An 18,709-nucleotide genomic window follows, 5' to 3' on the forward strand; every position below is an offset into this window, starting at 1 on the left:
TTACTCATATTATAGCACTTGTTAAATTAATAACACCAACTAAATGTACATCCATCTTTACAAATTGTATCGGTATAATTATAATGTAAGTGTGTACAAAATATCCGGAGGTAATCGTATGGCTAAATTAAACAAAGACTTTTTATGGGGGGCGCTTTAGCTGCTAATCAATTCGAAGGTGGATATGATCAAGGTGGTAAAGGGTTAAGTGTTCACGATGTGATGACTGCTGGTGAGCATGGTAAAGCACGTGAAATTACTGAAAAGATTGAAGCGGACAAATATTATACTAACCATGAAGGTATTGATTTTTATAATAGATATAAAGAGGATATTGGTTTGTTCAATGAAATGGGATTAAAGTGTTTAAGAACATCTATCGCATGGACGCGTATTTTTCCAAATGGTGATGAAACTGAGACTAATGAAGAAGCTCTAAAGTTCTATGATAATGTTATTGATGAGCTTTTAAAATATAACATTGAACCAGTATTAACGTTATCTCATTTTGAAATGTCGTTACATTTAGCACGAGAATATGGTGGTTTTAGAAATCGTAAAGTTGTAGACTTTTTCGTTCGTTTTGCTGAAACTATATTCAATCGTTATAAAGACAAAGTGAAATATTGGATGACATTAATAACCAAATGGATACGAGTAATCCTATTTTCTTATGGACGAATTCTGGTGTCACTTTAACAGAAGAAGATGATGCTGAAGAAGTGCTATATCAAGTTGCGCATAACGAATTAATCGCAAGTGCACTTGCTGTATCAAAAGGTAAAGAAATTAATCCAAACTTTGTAATTGGGAATATGATTTCTCACGTACCTATTTATCCATATTCATGTAATCCTAAAGATATTTTAGAAGCGGAAATTGCCAGTCGTTTGAGATATTTCTTCCCAGATGTTCAAGTAAGAGGATATTACCCAGGTTATGCATTAAAAATGTTCGAGAAAAAAGGTTACGATATTAAGTGGCAAGAAGGCGACGATGAAATCTTGAAAAATGGTACGGTAGATTATATCGGATTCAGTTATTATATGTCTACAGTCGTTAAACATGATGCAGAACAAAGTGTTGATGGTAATGTTGTGAATGGTGGATTACCAAATTCAGTAGAGAATCCATACATTAAAGTCAGCCAATGGGGTTGGGCGATAGATCCAATTGGTTTACGATATACTTTAAATGCGCTGTACAATCGCTATCAGTTACCATTATTTATCGTTGAAAATGGCTTCGGTACAACTGATGAATTTAAAGAAGACGGTACGATAGATGACCAAGAAAGAATCGATTACTTGAGAGAACATATTCAAGCCTCTATAGAAGCGGTTGATGAAGACGGTGTTGAACTAATGAGTTACACACCGTGGGGCATAATTGATATCGTATCATTTACAACAGGTGAAATGAAAAAACGATATGGTTTAATTCACGTAGATCGTGATAATGCAGGAAAAGGAACATTAAAACGTACTAAAAAGAACTCATTCTATTGGTATAAAAATGTTATCTATACAAATGGTGAAGAACTTAAATAATACAATGCTTTAACGAATTAATCTCTTGTCATATTAAATGACAAGAGATTTTTTTATGTTGTAATCAGGAATTTTTGTAAATATGTTCTTTCTTAAATTTATAAGAAAAATATATGTTGTATTAAACAACGTTATACAACGCAAAATATATTTATTGATATTTTCTTTTAAATTTAAATATTGTTTTATTTAAATTCAAAAAGTATAATTACACTTGATAAGTGCTCTATAAATTAAAAAACTTATCAATAGAAAATGATAAAGCATAGGAGGAATGTAGAATGAAGAAAAAGCCGAGATCAAGTAAGGGAAAATTAGACTTTATCCCTAATAGACTTAATAAGTATTCTATTAGAAAATTTACAGTAGGAACTGCTTCTATTTTAGTCGGAGCTACTTTACTTTTCGGGATAGGTGAAGAAGCAAAAGCGGATGAACAACAAAATAATTCTGTACAATCACAGCCAAATAATTTAAATGATGATGGTCAATCTGAATAGGCTATAGAAAAACAAATTGTAGATCAAGAGAGCACAGAAGAAATTGCAACTAATGAACAAGATGTCGCTAAAGAAGAACAAACAGAAGAAGCGCCAACAGCTGAAGAAACAGAAAAAGTGGAAACAGAAGAAGCGCCAACAGCTGAAGAAACAGAAAAAGTGGAAACAGAAGAAGCGCCAACAGCTGAAGAAACAGAAAAAGTGGAAACAGAAGAAGCACCAACAGCTGAAGAAACAAACAAAGTAGAAACAGAAGAAGCGCCAAAAGCTGAAGAAACAAACAAAGTAGAAACAGAAGAAGCGCCAACAGTTGAAGAAACAAACAAAGTAGAAACAGAAGAAGCGCCAAAAGCTGAAGAAACAAAGTAGAAACAAAAGAAGCGCCAAAAGCTGAAGAAACAGAAAAAACAGTAACAGAAGAAGCGCCAAAAGCTGAAGAAACAAACAAAGTAGAAACAGAAGAAGCGCCAGCAGCTGAAGAAACAAACAAAGCAGCAATAGAAGAAGCATCAACAGTTGAAGACACAAATAAAGTAGAAATAAAAGAAACTAACAATGATAATTTTAAAAAATTAACATCAGTTTCTGATGAAGACGTTAATGATCAAATTAAGGTTGAAGAATTTAGATTTGATAATAACACTTTACATCCTAACAATTCTGGATATTCAAAAATGAGTAGCAAATTCAGGGTTGATGGTACAGTTAAAGAAGGTGATTATTTTACATTTGTTATTCCTGAAAATTTAACAGTTGACGGAGATATTGACTATTCAAAAACTGATAATTCTATGAAATTAGTTGATATTAAAAATGCAAATGGAGATATTGTTGCAAAAGGCGAATATAATGTACTTTCTAAAAATGGTAGGTATATTTTCACTAATTATGTAAATGATAAAGAAAATATTAACGGATTTTTTGAGTTACCACTATGGACTGATAGAAAAATCACTCCTTATTCAGGGAACTATGATGTTCAATTTGATATAGCTAATCAAAAATTTAATTCTAATATAGATATTGATTATGGTAATCCGTCGATGGGACTTCCAGGTAAAGATGGAGCAAATGTTTCGTCGTTTATTACAAAAATAGATAATGCTTCAGGAGAACGAACATATAAACAAACTATATATGTGAATTCAAAAAATAACAATTTAAGAGACACAATTGTGACTTTGCAGGGTTATCATAATGATCCTAATACAAGTAGTACAGTTCTAAATAAAGATGTTACTAAATTTAAAGTGTATAAATTAGCTGATGGTGCAAAAGTAACTGACAGTTATTATATTGATCCTAATAGCTCTAATTATATTGATGTTACTAATGGTGTTTTACCATATATCTATGATAATGGTGATAACACTATCACATTTAATTTTGGTGATATCAATGAAACTTACATTATAACTGTAGATGGTCAGTATGATGATAGCGGAGAAAACGTGAAGACAAGAGTAACTGAAACAAATAGTGACATTTATGGTGTAAAAAGGAAATCTTACTATTGGGATAATGAGAACATAATTCGCACTGGTGATGGTGGAGCAGATGGAGATAATAGACAGAAATATAAATTAGGTAATTATGTATGGCATGATATTGACTGAGATGGTGTACAAGGAACAGATGAAAATGAGAAACCAATTTCAAATGTAGAAGTAATTTTACGAGACGAAAATGGTAAAGAAATAGGTAGAACAAAAACAGATGAAACAGGTTATTACGAATTTGATGGATTAGAGAATGGGAACTATGAAGTTGAATTTATAACACCAGAAGGTTTCGAAGAAACGCCAACAGAACAAGGTGAAAATGAAGAAACAGATTCAAATACAAGAATCACAAAAGCAACAATTGATGGCGCAGATAACATGAGTGTTGATAAAGGTTATTATAAGCCGACATATAAATTAGGTAATTATGTATGGCATGATATTGACCGAGATGGTGTACAAGGAACAGATGAAAATGAGAAACCAATTTCAAATGTAGAAGTAATTTTACGAGATGAAAATGGTAAAGAAATAGGTAGAACAAAAACAGATGAAACAGGTTATTACGAATTTGATGGATTAGAGAATGGGAACTATGAAGTTGAATTTATAACACCAGAAGGTTTCGAAGAAACACCAACAGAACAAGGTGAAAATGAAGAAACAGATTCAAATACAAGAATCACAAAAACAACAATTGATGGCGCAGATAACATGAGTGTTGATAAAGGTTATTATAAGCCGACATATAAATTAGGTAATTATGTATGGCATGATATTGACCGAGATGGTGTACAAGGAACAGATGAAAATGAGAAACCAATTTCAAATGTAGAAGTAATTTTACGAGATGAAAATGGTAAAGAAATAGGTAGAACAAAAACAGATGAAACAGGTTATTACGAATTTGATGGATTAGAGAATGGGAACTATGAAGTTGAATTTATAACACCAGAAGGTTTCGAAGAAACGCCAACAGAACAAGGTGAAAATGAAGAAACAGATTCGAATACAAGAATCACAAAAGCAACAATTGATGACGCAGATAACATGAGTGTCGATAAAGGTTATTATGAATTAGATGACTCTGACTCAGATGCGGACAGCGATTCAGACGCAGACAGTGGTTCAGACGCAGATAGCGACTCAGATGCGGATTCTGATTCAGATGCGGATTCTGATTCAGATGCGGACTCTGACTCAGACGCGGACAGTGACTCAGATGCAGATAGCGATTCAGACTCTGACTCAGATATGGGAATGGGTTCAACTGATTCAAACAACAATGATGGAAACGGCATTGCAAAAGCTGCAACTACAGATGATCATGATAAATCAAATAATGATAAGAAATTACCAGACACTGGTGAACAACCAATAAATAACGCTGCTTTATTCGGCGGTTTATTTGCTGGAATTGGATCATTATTCTTACTTGGTCGTCGCAAAAAAGACAACAAAGAAAATAACTAGAATTATATAAATGTAATTTTATGGCTGGGGCAAATTTTTTGTCCCGGCCTCTATGATTTTTAGGGTAGTGTCATAATTTTCATTAATAAAACAGATTTAGGCTTATTTTTATAAAAGTTAATACAGAAAGGTATGTAATGTATGGAGATATCTAATCAACTAAAGAATTTATTCAATAGTAATTCTGATGTAGAAAAAATATTTGTTAGTGTTGGTCATCCTTCCCAAAAGGCTATAGTAAAAATGTTTAAAGCTCATAATGCTGAACGAAATATTAAAAAATATATCGAATCATTTCGAAAAAATACTGGTAAAAATGCTGAATGGGTTAAAATAGATTTCGTTACATCAATTGAAAAAATTAAATATGAACAATTAAAGCATGATTTAACTCATACACGTAGAAATTATGTAGAATATGGCTTTTCATTAGATAATAATTGGGAGTTAGCATTCTTACCTGAAGAAATTAATACCAATGCATTTATAAGACCAGAACCTAATAGTAAAGAGCTTTTCATGTCTGAGAAGAACATTAACAACTATATTAAAAAATACAAAAGAATAAGAAAATATTTCACACATCGTAACTATGAAAACGAATCTGTTTATAAGTTCTACACGAAAAGTTATTTCTTTGAAGAAAATCAACTTATTGAATTAGAAGAAAAAGGATATCGTAAAGGTCTAAGAAAAATAGATAATCTTAATGAAGAAATTGATCGATTAATTAAAACAAGTACACACTTTTTGAAAGATCAAATTCAAGATAACGGAAAGTATATTTACGGTTATTTTCCACATTTTGATAATGAAATAGGCTTCTATAACAACTTACGTCATTCATCTTCGACATATGCATTAATAGAAGGTCTGAGTTATTTAAATGAAGATGTCACAATTGTAGAAAAGGCGATTGATTATTTAATAAAACATTATTTATATGAAGTTGATGCCGCGGGATATATATTTGATGATACAGAAGGTATGAATGAAATAAAATTAGGTCAAAACGCTGCATTTATCTTCGCGATTTGTGAATATTTAAAACATGTACCTGATAATGCTCGATATTTAGAAGCTGCACAGAAAGTTGCTAAAGGGATATTGTCGATGATTGATGATCAACAACAAACGATTCACGTATTAAATTATCCTGATTTAACGATAAAAGAACAATTCAGAATTGTATATTATGATGGTGAAGCTGCTTTAGCGTTATTAAGACTTTACCAAATTGATCATAATGAAGAATGGTTGAATACAGTCAAAATGTTATTTGAAATGTTTATAGAGAAAAAATATTGGAAGTATCATGATCACTGGTTAGGATATTGTATAAATGAATTAGTACAAATTGATCCACAAGAGAAATATTATAAATTTGGCATTCAGAACGTATCGAGTTATTTAGATTATATGCAACAAAGGGAAACGACATTCCCAACATTTTTAGAAATGTTAATGGCGACTTATCACTTAGTTGAAAAAGCTAAGAGTACTGGCTATGCTGATCTTGTTGAAACTTATTTAGATGAAGAAAAATTCATTAAGACAATACATATAAGAGCTGATTATGAAAGAACAGGCTACTTTTATCCTGAAATTGCAATGTACTTTAAAAATCCAGCACGCATTGTGAATTCATTCTTCATTAAACATCATGGCTATAGAGTAAGAATAGATGATATTGAACACTATTTATCAGGGTATGTTCAATACCAAAAAGTATTTAAAGATTCCTAGTATTGCTAAAGGTTGATTTAATGAATGACTTTAAGTGATAATATGTATAAAGTTATCTTGAAATAATAAAAAATGATGTACGAAGGAGTCTTTTTAATGCAAGAGAGAAAATTAGTCGCTGAAAAAGAAATCGAAGTTAATGTTTATGATATTGATGCTATGGGCATTGTGAGTAATATTGTGTATGTAAGATGGTTTGAAGATTTAAGAACTGCTTTTATCAACCAATATATGACTTACTCAGAAATGATGAAATTTAACATATCACCAATATTGATGAGAACTGAGGCAGACTATAAAGTACCATTGACGATTCATGATAAACCAGTCGGTAGATGTTGGTTAGTTAAAGCGAGTAGAATGAAGTGGGAACTTGAATTCGAAATTGCTACAGAAGATAAAGTGCATTGTACGGGATATCAAAAAGGTGGATTTTATAACGTGGTAGATGAGAAAATAGCACAAACACCGAAAGTATTTTTAGAAATTTAAGTTAGGATGGCATATATGACAAATAATCAAGACACGTTATTGCAACCTATTGCTGTTTTTGATGCGGGAATTGGCAGTTATTCAATTGTAGAATTGTTAAAAAAGACATACCCAAATCTAGACATCATATATCTGGCAGATCGCAATCAGTTTCCTTATGGTCAAAAATCTATCCATGAATTAGAAACTGTAATTAAGGAAACCATTCATTATTTAGAAAAGTGGAATCCACGTTTAATTATCGTCGCATCTAATGTACCAACGATTACTATTTTAAATGACATGAAAGATAACTTTGATACTGAAATCATAGGTGTAGTTCCACCGGTGAAAGAAGCGTTAGAGAAATCTTCTAGTAAACAAATAGGTATTTTAGGTGTTCAATCTTTAATTGAAAGTGATGCATTAAATGAATTTATAAAAAATGAAGTTTCTTCAAGAAATGTATATCAATTTAATGCTTCTTCATTAGTTGAATTAGTTGAAGACGGATCATTTATATCCGATAAATATCGTACTTTAATGACTGTGAAGAATTTTATGGATGATATTTTAGATCAACATGAAGAAATCGATATATTTACATTATCATCTACACATTTACCGTGGTTGTATAGTTATTTTAAAGAGTTATATCCACATATCATGTTTATTGACCCTGCTCAAACTATTATTGAACAAGCAGAATCACATACTTCCAACGGTCATGGAACGATTAAGACATTAGTAACTGAAAATGATGACTATACTATAGAAGGTTTTGAATCAATACTTGAAAAGTTAAATATAAGCTTAGACATTGAAAAAGTCGAGATAAACTAAAATTTTCATTTTACAACTTTAGATTATATGTTAGTATATCTTAACGATTAATTTAAAGGGGGTAAATGATGTTTGATATCGTATCTTTTCAACTGTTTTTAATCACAGTGCTTATCATCTGTATCACACCTGGTATTGATATGATGTTTATACTAAATAGAAGTATTTCACAAGGTAGAGATGCAGGTATATATTCAGCATTAGGTGTTTCGGTTGGTGCAGTTGTTCATACTGTACTGTCAGGAATAGGGTTGTCTGTTATTTTACAAACTTCCGTTGTCTTGTTCACAATTATTAAAATTATCGGAGCAGTATATTTAATTTATTTAGGTATACAAATGTTTATAAGTAAACAATCTTCAATCTCAATAAAGAAGACTGTGTATCAATCTCGTAGAAAATTATTATTACAAGGCGTGATCACGAACGTTACGAATCCTAAGGTAGCACTATTCTTTATTTCCTTTATTCCACAGTTTATTTCAGTGGATAATCAGTACGGTCCAATACCATTTTTAATATTGGGCAGTATTTTCGCAGTAATGGGTGCGATAACATCATTTATCATTGTGATCTTTTCAAGTAGTTTAACAACAAAATTAAGAGATAATATCGTAGCAGAAAAAATTATCAATAAAATAAGTGGAGCAGTATTTGTCATATTAGGAATAAGTCTATTTGGTACAAAATCATAAAGAAGTGAAAATGGCGCGGGACATTGAATGATGTCCCGGCCATTTTTTTATTGGGGAATAGTGGGATGAATGAAGTGACGCTGAATTTATCAAGACTGGCTAAACAAGATAAATAGAGGCGCTGTATTTATCAAGACTGAGCAAACAAGATAAATAGGAGGTCTGAATTTATCAAGACTGGCTAAACAAGATAAATAGAGGCGTTGTATTTATCAAGATTGACCAAACAAGATAAATAGAGGTGTCGAATATTGCAAGTGGAGCGTGACTAGCAACATTGGAGGTCTGAATATTGCAAGTGGGACGTGACTAGAAATGTTGGAGTTCTGAATATTGCAAGACTGCCCAAACAAGCAACATACATCCGCCGAACCCTAAAACTCCAGTACCCCACACCTCCCAATCTCCCTCATCTACAAAATTCCCGTATACGCCATTCGGATGATTTTCATATAAATGTATGAAAATTATGAACTTTCAATTTTCAGATGATTGTTTTGTGCTAAAATTTTAAATGTGTAGATATAAGGGGAGTGTGGACGATTATGAAGGTATTTGCAAAATTGGGCTGGTTTATTAAACAAGAAAGGAAAAATTATATTTTTGGCATTCTCATATTATTACTTGTAGCACTAATTGATTTGTTGCCTCCACAAATTATCGGTCGAGTGATTGATGGTATTAGCTTTAATACTTTAACGGGAAAGACGCTTCTTATTTATCTCATCATTTTATTTCTTGCTGCTGTATTAACATATGTATTTCGTTACTACTGGCGTATTATGATATTCGGGGCGAGTATGAGGTTAGGAAAGATATTAAGAGAGCGACTGTATCATAAATATACGTCGATGAGTCCTTCTTTTTTCCAAGAAAGACGTACTGGCGATTTAATGGCACATGCTACCAATGATATTAGAGCTGTTCAGAACACTGCAGGTGGCGGCGTTCTGACAATTGCGGATTCACTGATGTCAGGTGGAGCTGTTCTGATTACTATGGCGATTACTGTTGATTGGCGTTTAACTTTAATTGTGATGATTCCACTTCCTATTATGATTATATTAACGAGTTATTATGGTAAATTGCTTAACCGCGGTTTCAAAAAGGCACAAGCTGCGTTTAGTCAGTTGAATGATAAGACTCAAGAGAGTATTGCTGGGATAAAAGTTACAAAGACATTTGGTTATGAAAAAGACGATCAAGCAGATTTTAAGCAACTAAGTGATGATGTGGTGTACAAAAATTTAAAAGTTTCTAAAATTGATGCGTTGTTTGATCCAACCATTATGTCAGTAATTGGTGTGAGTTATTTTTTAGCGATATTCTTTGGCGCAAGAATGGTGATTCAAGATGATATTACAATTGGACAACTTGTTACATTTACAACTTATTTAGGGATGATGGTTTGGCCACTACTCGCACTTGGATTATTCTTTAACATTGTTCAAAGAGGTCATGCTTCATATGAAAGAATTAATGAAATTACCAATGTTCCAAACGATGTCGATACAGAAGTTAAGACGGATATGATTCCTGAAGGGGATATTCATGTTGACATTAAATCCTTTAAATTTCCAAACGATGATAAAGTGGCATTACATGACATTCATTTCACGATTGAAAAAGGTACAACATTAGGTATTGTTGGTCGAACAGGGTCAGGTAAAAGTGCAATCATTCGTCTATTATTACGCGAATTTGATACGAAAGAAGCGGATGAAATGATATATGGTCATCATCCATTAAGTTATTTTAATATTCGCCATTTAAGAGCGCAATTTGGTTATGTCCCTCAAGACCATTTTTTATTCTCGACTTCAATAAGAAATAACATTGCCTTTAGCGATCCGACTATCGATGATGACATCATTCATAACGCGAGTAATATTAGTTATATTCACCAAGATATATTAAGCTTTCCTGAAGGCTACAATACAGTTGTCGGTGAGAGAGGTGTTTCATTATCAGGCGGTCAGAAGCAAAGGATTTCTATCGCAAGAGCATTAATTATGAATCCCCCTGTACTGATATTAGATGATTCATTATCAGCAGTAGATGCAGAAACTGAAGAACATATACTTGAAAATATGCAGAATGTCAGACAAGGTAAGACGAATATTATAACAGCTCATAGAATGAGTGCTGTCAGTCATGCCGATATGATTATCGTGATGGATGAAGGCACAATCATTGAACGCGGTACACATCAAGAGTTGATGAATCTTAAGGGTTGGTATTATGACACGTATCAATCACAAGCGTTGCATGAAAAGCTTGCGAGTAGTCTAGATGAATTGGCAAAGGGGGGCTACAACGATGGCACAAAATCATAATTTAACTGCCAAAGATCAGTTTGATGTACTCAAAAGATTAATTAAATATACGTTCCCCTTTAAAGGTATCATTGCACTTGCTTTCTTGATGCTGACGATTTCGACAGTTGCAAGTGTCGCAACACCTTATTTGGTAAAAGTATTTATCGATGATTATTTAACGCCACGTGTATTTCCAGAATCTGATATGACATTATTGATTGTCATATTCTTTGTCGTTCAAATCATTGGTGCTGTAACAACCTATTGGAATGTATACTTATTTCAATATTTAGCTTTTAAAGTGATTCAACAATTAAGAATTGATGCTTTTGATAAAATTGGCCAATTAGGCATGCGCTATTTTGATAAAGAGCCAGGTGGCAGTATAGTATCAAGGTTAACGAATGATACTGAGGCTATTGTAGAAATGTTTATCGGTGTATTTTCTTCATTTTTAATGGCATTATTTATGGTTATTTCAAGTTATGTCATGATGTTTATTTTAGATTTTAAATTAGCTTTAATGGCACTTGTATTTGTACCTATTATAGTTGTCATATTAGCACTTTATAGAAAATATTCTGCGATATACTTTTCCCAAGCGAGACAGCTTTTATCAGATTTAAATGCGAAGTTAGCTGAATCTATCGAAGGTATGAGAATTATTCAAGTATTTAATCAAGAAAAGAGACTGCAAAAAGAATTTAATGACATTAACGATGAGCACTATGAGTTTAATATGAAGACAGTCAAAATCGATGGTTTACTACTCAGACCGGCAATCAGTATGATTTCAGTATTTGCTGTTATTATGATATTAAGCTACTTCGGTATATTGAGCTTTTCAGGTGGCATTACAGCAGGTGTTGTATTTGCATTTGTACAATATATGGAACGTTTCTTTGAACCGATTAACCAAGTCAGTCAAAATTTAAACGTACTTCAACAAGCACTCGTATCAGCGAGTCGTGTATTTAAACTGATCGATAATGATATGCTTGAGCCCGCGCAACAAGAGCGTCAAGATTTTCATATTACTGACGGCAAAATTGAATTTAAAGATGGAACGTTTAGTTATGATGGCAAAACAGATGTATTAAAAAATATATCATTCACCGCAAATCCAGGTGAAACAGTTGCACTTGTTGGGCATACAGGTTCTGGGAAAAGTTCAATCATTAACTTGTTTATGAGATTTTATGAATTTGAACAAGGTGAAATACTAATCGATCAACAATCGATTAAGCAAATACCGAAAAAAGAACTGAAATCTAATATTGGACTTGTGCTTCAAGATGCATTTATTTTCTACGGAACGATTACATCGAATATAAAATTGTATCATCCGACGATGACTTTTGAAAAAGTGAAAGAAGCGGCTGAATTTGTAAATGCAGATCAATTTATCAATAAATTACCTGGGAAATATGAACATAAAGTAATCGAAAAAGGTAGTGCATTTTCAAGTGGAGAAAGACAATTGTTAGCATTTGCAAGAACGATCGCAAGTGATCCAAAAATATTAATACTGGATGAAGCGACTGCTAATATCGATTCAGAAACAGAAGCGCAAATTCAAGCATCTTTAGAAAAAATGAGAAAAGGCAGAACAACTTTAGCGATTGCGCATAGACTATCAACTATTCAAGATGCTGATCAAATCGTCGTATTGAATAAAGGTGAAATCGTTGAAAGAGGTACACATGACGAGTTGATTAAACAAGACGGTATTTATCACAAAATGTATTTACTTCAAAATGGATAATAGTATGAACTGATCAGACGAAAGTGTCTGGTCAGTTTTTGTATATGTAATTATGTATAATAAGCAGTAATAGATAACTAGAGGAGGATTTTACATGGGTGTTTTTGATGTAGACTATAATAAAATAACTGAGCGAACACAATTTCCATATGAAATCGAAGTGATTCATCATACTTGGATAACGATGCAAGATGGTACGAAATTATCAGCTAAAATCTGGCAACCTAAGACCGACTCAAAGACTAAAGGTGCGGTATTAGAATATTTACCATATAGAAAAGATGAATTTACAGCTTTACGGGATGAAATTAGACATAAGTATTTTGCAGGGTTTGGGTATACTGCTATTCGAGTTGATATAAGGGGAACTGGGGATTCTGAAGGTATTATCGAAGACGAATATCCATTACAAGAACAAGACGATGCATTGGACATTATAGAATGGATAACAAACCAAGAGTGGTCAAATGGTTCAGTAGCAATAATCGGTAAATCGTGGGGAGGATTTAACGGATTACAAGTTGCTGCGAGACAACCAGAAGCATTGAAGACCATTATCTCATTATGTTCAACGGATGATCGATACGCGGATGACGTTCATTATAAAGGCGGAACGCTTATGGCTTCTGATATGCTTTGGTGGGCTTCTACGATGTTTGCATATAATGCACGACCAGCTTTTCCGAAATATTTCGGTGATAAATGGTATGAAAACTGGCTTGAACGTTTAGAACATACACCACCATTTTTGGAAGAATGGGTTAGTCATCAAAGAAGAGATGATTATTGGAAGCATGGTTCTATCAATGAAGACTATTCAAACATTACCATACCAGTATTAACGATGAGTGGTTGGGCAGACGGCTATACAAATGCTGTGTTTCGTTTAATGCGTCATTTGAATGTTCCAAAGAAGGGTATTATAGGACCTTGGGCACATGAATTTCCAGATGTCGCAATTCCTGGACCTCAATTTGGATATTTACAAGAAGTTGTTGCATGGTTAGATAAATGGATGGAACCGAATGAACATTTTAACCATAAAGATGAATTTCTTGTTTATGTTCAAGATAGTGTAGAACCACAAACTTCATACGACTATCGAGAAGGTAAATGGTTAGATTTATTAAAAGAAGACATTAAGTCGAAAGATATTTTTAGTAGTATGACGCAAGAAATCACGTTGAAAAATAATCAACAACATGGTCTTTATTCAGGCGTGTTCTGTCCTTTTGGCCAAGAAGGGGACTTATCAGATGACCAAACAATCGATAATGCTTTAGCATGTTCATTTATGCTTGAGACGTATGGTGAAACTATGAATATCATTGGACAACCTGTCGCAAAGCTCCATGTTAAATCTGATCGTGAATATGGCAATATCCATGTGCGTATTTCTGACGTGCATCCTAACGGCAAGAAGACATTGATTACGAAAGGTCAGCTGAATCTAAATCACTATAAGAGTCATGAAACGCCAGAGACACTTCCAATGAACGAATATATCAATGCAGAAGTACCTTTAGATGTTATAGGCTATCAAATACCAGTAGGACATAAAATAGAAGTGTCTATCTCACCTACATATTGGCCACAAATTTGGCCGAGCAAAGAGATAGCAAATATAAAAGTGGATTTAGAGTATTCGCAATTGATATTACCTTTAGTTGATCATTTTGAAGAAATTCAATTAGACTATCCTTTATCAGAAACTGCACAGCCTCTAGAAAAAATCATTCATAGAGAAGGGTCTCGAACGAGGGATATCACGAAGCGGTTAACGACAAATAAATGGGAATTAAGAGATTATTCAGATGAAGGGTTGAGAACGTTAAAAGACAGCCATATTACATATGGAACAGAGAATTTAAATGTCTACACAATTAAAGAAGACGATCCATTATCAGCCAAAGTTCAATGTGATTGGAAAGTAATTGTTAAAGATGATGATATAGATACGGAAGTAGAGACATTTAGTACGATGACATGTGATGAAGACTATTATTACTTATATAATAAAGTCATAGCTTATAACGAAGGCGAACAATGCTTCTCAAAAACATGGAAAAAGAAAATAGAACGAGATTTTACTTGAAGATGAAATTTGAATTGGAGAATCGCGCACGAAGACTTTGAACATAACCCTGTCAAGTAGACACTAAAAAAAGTAATCAATATGTTGGCTGTGCTTTTATAAGCGCAGCCATTTTTAATGAAATTCTTTTAGAATTATAAAATTTTATATATTCATTTATTTGCTTTGTGGCGTGTTTTATATCATTGAATGTTTGAGATTTGTCTTTGAATACCTCTGATTTGAGTAACCCCCAAAAGCCTTCCATAGGACCATTATCAATACATCTACCTACACGAGACATGCTTTGCTTCATAGAAGCATTTTTAATCATCTCTCTAAATAGAACACTCGTATATTGGAATCCTCTGTCGCTATGAAATATAATGCCTTCGGTATTTCTTTTAATTATGGCTTTGTTAAAGGTATCGTATACAAGCTTATTATTGTTTTGAGATGAGACTACATGGCTGATGACTTTCTTAGCACCTAAATCATAAATAGCGCTTAAATACACTTTAGATCCATTTTTCAATTTAAATTCTGTCACATCTGTTAACCAGACCTTATTAACTTTACTTGTTGTAAATTTTCTGTTTAGGATATTTTGAGAAGTGATTTCTGGCTTACTAAGTTTATATTGCCTTCTCTTTTTTCTAATGACAGCTTTTAATCCATACTTCTTCATAATTCTATATACGCGTTTATGATTAACCTGGAATTTAGTATATAATCTCAGATAAATATAAATTCTTCGATATCCATATATGCCATCATGTTCATGATAAATCCTGAAAATCTCATCTTTTAATTCGTTATTGAATCTTTCAGATTCTGAAACCTCTCTGTTTTTCCATTTATAATAACTTGCTCTCGATATTTCAAGTGCGGCGCATATCCATTTGATTGGATACTTATCTTTTAATGCTTCGATTGTCTTGTATGCTGCTATTTGCTTGATTTTCGATTCATCAACTGCCTCTCTATTTCTTCCTGCTTTTTTAATACCTCATTCTCCATTTGGAGAAATTTATTTCTTTGTTCAAGTGCTTTTATTTTTAATTCAAGTTCTTCTTCTCTAGTTAAAGCTTCAACTGGTTTTCCTTTACCTCTACCATCTACTAAACCAATATCACCATGTTTTTCATACTTTTTTACCCAATTATAGACTTGTGAATAGTTAACTTGGTACTTTTCAGCTGTCTTATTAAAGTCTCTATTATTTTCAATACAATATTTAGCTATTTCAATTCTCTCTTCAAATGTTGTTTTTCTAGTATTCATAGTGTCTACCTCCAGATATGGAAAATAAGATTTATTTTCCTTTCCTTCAGTATACTTTTCCACCCAATTTTTTAAAGTAGCATGATGTGAAATATTGTAATAGGCTGCTAGATCTGAATACGTCTTATTAGTCTCTAGATATTCTTTAACAACTTTTTCTTTAAATTCGCGTGTATAGATTTTATTTCGATTCTTATTTATAAGTGCTGTTATACCATGTTGCTTATACACTTTATATTTAAATCGAATCACACTATCACTAATATCTAAATTTAACTTATCAATTATATTTTGAAAGGAATAACCCTTTTCATGCAAATCGAAGATTTCCTGATACAGTTTAACAGGTAGTCTAGTTTTATACATAAAAATACCCCCTATAGAGTTTTAGTTTTTTTAATGTCTACTCTATAGGGAATAATACACTGCGAGATATCGTGCGCTAATATTTGAAAAGTCATATGTTCTTTTTCAAATAACATATAATAAAAACCGCGAAAACTAACGTGAACTGTTAGTTTTCGCGGTTATTTTAATCTATATAACGATATGACATTAATTCTTGTAACATTTGAATTTCTTCTTGCAGTTTGGCACCGATATTTGTATCTCGAACTTTCTTTCTTTCGAGTTCTTCATCTACAACACGTCTAACGGATAGTTCATCAGCCCCGTTGAGTAGTACATTTTCTTTTGTACCGAAGTGTTTGTGGGCAACGAGCTGCATACCAAATGAGTTATACAGTAATGTATAGCCGGCGATTCCTGTTGTAGATTGATAAGCTTTTGAAAATCCACCATCTATAACGATCATCTTACCATTTGCTTTAATTGGATTTTCACCATCAATTTCTTTAACAGGTGTGTGACCGTTGATAATACGACCTTGTTCAGGATCTAAATCAAACTCTTCTAACATTTTGCGACACATATCGCTATCTTCTCTTAAGTAATAATAAGGATTTTTTTCTTCTTTATGTGATGCTTTATCTTTTATAAAATATCTTTCGAATGTTGTCATGGCACGTTTACCGAATAATGAAGAATATTTACCTGTCCATAAATACCAAATTAAATCTGTAGATAAGTCATCTGTTTCATGTTTATGACTAAATGAATTTCTAATATGATATTCGAATTGGTCTAATAACTCTCGTCCATTATAGACTTTACCGTCAATTTCCATTTCTTCCATATGACCTTGTTCATCTACAGGAATACATCCATGGATAAGTAAATTACCATTATATTTTAAATATAAGTTACCTTTTTTCATTAAAAAGTTCATATGACGTTTCAGTTTTTCGGATTCTTGTACAGAAAGTAGAAGTTTATTAATGACTTCCTCTTCTTCTTCATTTAATTGTGCTGGATTTGCTGGATCAACGGTTTCAAAGCACGTATTTTCTAACTGATACGTTTGACCATAAATGGTAATTTCGTTGTTATCGTAATTTACTTTTTCGAGTACGAGTCTTTCTTCCATATCAAATGAAGGACGACGTTTAATAATTGGACTTTCTAGTTTAAATTGAATGATGGCGATTGCTTGATGAATCTTAGTGATTTGAAGTTTTTCTTCTTCTGATAGTTCTTTGTCGGCATGTTTTTTTGGATGAAATGCAGTATTATCGCCGTAATATTTTTCAGCTAAATTAACTAAAGGTCGCAAATTAATGCCATATGCATCTTCAATAATATCTAAATTATCATAACGTGCGCATATTCTTAAAATATTTGCTAAACATACTTTTGAACCAGCATAAGCGCCAATCCACAATACGTCATGGTTACCCCATTGGATATCAACAGAATGATAATTGATTAACGTTTCCATAATTTTATCGGGTTCAGGACCACGGTCATAAATATCTCCTACAACATGTAAATGGTCAACGACTAATCTTTGAATTGTGTATGCTAAACCAATAATCAGTTTATCTGATTGACCTAGTGAAATGATTTTTTGAACAATTGTTTCGTAGTAAGTCGTTTTATTATTATAGACATTGCTTTTATATAATAACTCTTCGATTATGTATACGAATTGTTTTGGTAAAGCTTTACGTAATTTAGAACGTGTATACTTACTTGAAGCGTATGATATAAGATGTATCATCTGTTGAATTGTTTCAATATACCATTCATTTAATTCTGATTTCGAAGCAAATTGATTTTTAACAAGTTTCAATTTTTCTTCCGGATAATAAACGAGTGCAGCAAGGTCGCTAATATGTTCTTCAGAATGTGTATCTTTAAAAATATCATTAATTTTAGCTCTCACATTACCAGAACCATTTCTTAAAACATGTTGGAATGCATGATATTCACCATGTAAGTCACTTACGAAATGTTCTGTTCCTTTAGGTAAGTCTAAAATAGATTGTAAATTAATAATTTCAGTTGCTACTTTTTCTTCTTCATCAAACTTTTCTGCTAATAAATTTAAGTATTTTTCTTTTAAATTCTGGCTGTCGTATTGAGTCAT

11 protein-coding genes and 3 pseudogenes are annotated in these 18,709 nt (G+C 32.5%); 12 read left to right on the top strand and 2 right to left on the bottom strand.

All coding sequences use genetic code 11. The features are described 5' to 3' along the window. Positions 1–118 precede the first annotated feature (118 nt). The 12 genes and pseudogenes from MUA60_RS01745 to MUA60_RS01795 all read left to right on the top strand — a co-directional run bounded on the left by MUA60_RS01745 (position 119) and on the right by MUA60_RS01795 (position 14,958). Positions 119–1,550, top strand: a pseudogene (locus MUA60_RS01745) (6-phospho-beta-glucosidase). A gap of 281 nt (positions 1,551–1,831) precedes the next feature. Continuing rightward, a pseudogene (locus MUA60_RS15590) lies at positions 1,832–2,408 on the top strand (YSIRK-type signal peptide-containing protein); the annotation flags it as partial. A 316-nt stretch (positions 2,409–2,724) separates the two neighbouring features. After that, positions 2,725–3,666, top strand: coding sequence for a fibrinogen-binding adhesin SdrG C-terminal domain-containing protein (locus MUA60_RS01755; RefSeq protein ID WP_262649350.1), 942 nt, complete (start codon positions 2,725–2,727; stop codon positions 3,664–3,666). Positions 3,667–3,720: 54 nt separating this feature from the next. Next, positions 3,721–3,888, top strand: a pseudogene (locus MUA60_RS15510) (SdrD B-like domain-containing protein); the annotation flags it as partial. 42 nt (positions 3,889–3,930) lie between these two features. Then, positions 3,931–5,025: an LPXTG cell wall anchor domain-containing protein gene (locus MUA60_RS01760; RefSeq protein ID WP_262649352.1), complete on the top strand. Its 1,095-nt coding sequence runs from the start codon at positions 3,931–3,933 to the stop codon at positions 5,023–5,025. A 141-nt stretch (positions 5,026–5,166) separates the two neighbouring features. Continuing rightward, positions 5,167–6,771, top strand: coding sequence for a poly(glycerol-phosphate) alpha-glucosyltransferase (locus tag MUA60_RS01765; RefSeq protein WP_262649353.1), 1,605 nt, complete (start codon positions 5,167–5,169; stop codon positions 6,769–6,771). A gap of 96 nt (positions 6,772–6,867) precedes the next feature. Continuing rightward, entirely contained in the window at positions 6,868–7,263 is a 396-nt protein-coding gene (locus MUA60_RS01770) for an acyl-CoA thioesterase (protein WP_262649354.1), read from the top strand. 15 nt (positions 7,264–7,278) lie between these two features. After that, the gene (locus MUA60_RS01775) at positions 7,279–8,085 is read left to right on the top strand and encodes a glutamate racemase (RefSeq protein ID WP_262649356.1); all 807 of its coding nucleotides are present in this window, start codon (positions 7,279–7,281) and stop codon (positions 8,083–8,085) included. 68 nt (positions 8,086–8,153) lie between these two features. Beyond that, positions 8,154–8,780 (top strand): LysE family translocator, encoded by a 627-nt coding sequence (locus tag MUA60_RS01780; RefSeq protein WP_262649358.1) that lies wholly within the window; start codon positions 8,154–8,156, stop codon positions 8,778–8,780. A 545-nt stretch (positions 8,781–9,325) separates the two neighbouring features. Next, complete coding sequence (locus MUA60_RS01785; RefSeq protein ID WP_262649359.1) at positions 9,326–11,116, top strand: ABC transporter transmembrane domain-containing protein; 1,791 nt, start codon at positions 9,326–9,328, stop codon at positions 11,114–11,116. Further along, on the top strand, positions 11,100–12,863 hold the full coding sequence (locus MUA60_RS01790; protein WP_262649361.1) for an ABC transporter ATP-binding protein: 1,764 nt from the start codon (positions 11,100–11,102) through the stop codon (positions 12,861–12,863). Before MUA60_RS01785 ends, MUA60_RS01790 begins: the two co-directional genes overlap by 17 nt. A gap of 94 nt (positions 12,864–12,957) precedes the next feature. Continuing rightward, the gene (locus MUA60_RS01795) at positions 12,958–14,958 is read left to right on the top strand and encodes a CocE/NonD family hydrolase (RefSeq protein ID WP_262649363.1); all 2,001 of its coding nucleotides are present in this window, start codon (positions 12,958–12,960) and stop codon (positions 14,956–14,958) included. 76 nt (positions 14,959–15,034) lie between these two features. Here the strand turns inward: MUA60_RS01795 and MUA60_RS01800 are convergent. Together MUA60_RS01800 and MUA60_RS01805 are read right to left on the bottom strand one after the other, a co-directional pair. Then, a protein-coding gene (locus tag MUA60_RS01800; protein WP_262649365.1) for an IS3 family transposase occupies positions 15,035–16,587 on the bottom strand; the annotation gives its coding sequence in 2 pieces (ribosomal slippage) (positions 15,035–15,910 and positions 15,913–16,587; 1,551 coding nt in all). Between the two features lie 166 nt (positions 16,588–16,753). Then, positions 16,754–18,709: a fructose-1,6-bisphosphatase gene (locus MUA60_RS01805; RefSeq protein ID WP_262649367.1), complete on the bottom strand. Its 1,956-nt coding sequence runs from the start codon at positions 18,707–18,709 to the stop codon at positions 16,754–16,756.

Source organism: Mammaliicoccus sciuri (assembly GCF_025561425.1).
GTDB lineage: Bacteria > Bacillota > Bacilli > Staphylococcales > Staphylococcaceae > Mammaliicoccus > Mammaliicoccus sciuri_A.

What these genes read in the sequence shown, in the direction of transcription:
- MUA60_RS01780 (WP_262649358.1), top strand. Translation starts at nt 8,154, where the DNA reads ATGTTTGATATCGTATCTTTTCAACTGTTTTTAATCACAGTGCTTATC.
- MUA60_RS01790 (WP_262649361.1), top strand. Translation starts at nt 11,100, where the DNA reads ATGGCACAAAATCATAATTTAACTGCCAAAGATCAGTTTGATGTACTC.
- MUA60_RS01805 (WP_262649367.1), bottom strand. Translation starts at nt 18,709, where the DNA reads ATGACTCAATACGACAGCCAGAATTTAAAAGAAAAATACTTAAATTTA.
- MUA60_RS01795 (WP_262649363.1), top strand. Translation starts at nt 12,958, where the DNA reads ATGGGTGTTTTTGATGTAGACTATAATAAAATAACTGAGCGAACACAA.
- MUA60_RS01760 (WP_262649352.1), top strand. Translation starts at nt 3,931, where the DNA reads ATGAGTGTTGATAAAGGTTATTATAAGCCGACATATAAATTAGGTAAT.
- MUA60_RS01765 (WP_262649353.1), top strand. Translation starts at nt 5,167, where the DNA reads ATGGAGATATCTAATCAACTAAAGAATTTATTCAATAGTAATTCTGAT.
- MUA60_RS01770 (WP_262649354.1), top strand. Translation starts at nt 6,868, where the DNA reads ATGCAAGAGAGAAAATTAGTCGCTGAAAAAGAAATCGAAGTTAATGTT.
- MUA60_RS01785 (WP_262649359.1), top strand. Translation starts at nt 9,326, where the DNA reads ATGAAGGTATTTGCAAAATTGGGCTGGTTTATTAAACAAGAAAGGAAA.
- MUA60_RS01775 (WP_262649356.1), top strand. Translation starts at nt 7,279, where the DNA reads ATGACAAATAATCAAGACACGTTATTGCAACCTATTGCTGTTTTTGAT.
- MUA60_RS01755 (WP_262649350.1), top strand. Translation starts at nt 2,725, where the DNA reads ATGAGTAGCAAATTCAGGGTTGATGGTACAGTTAAAGAAGGTGATTAT.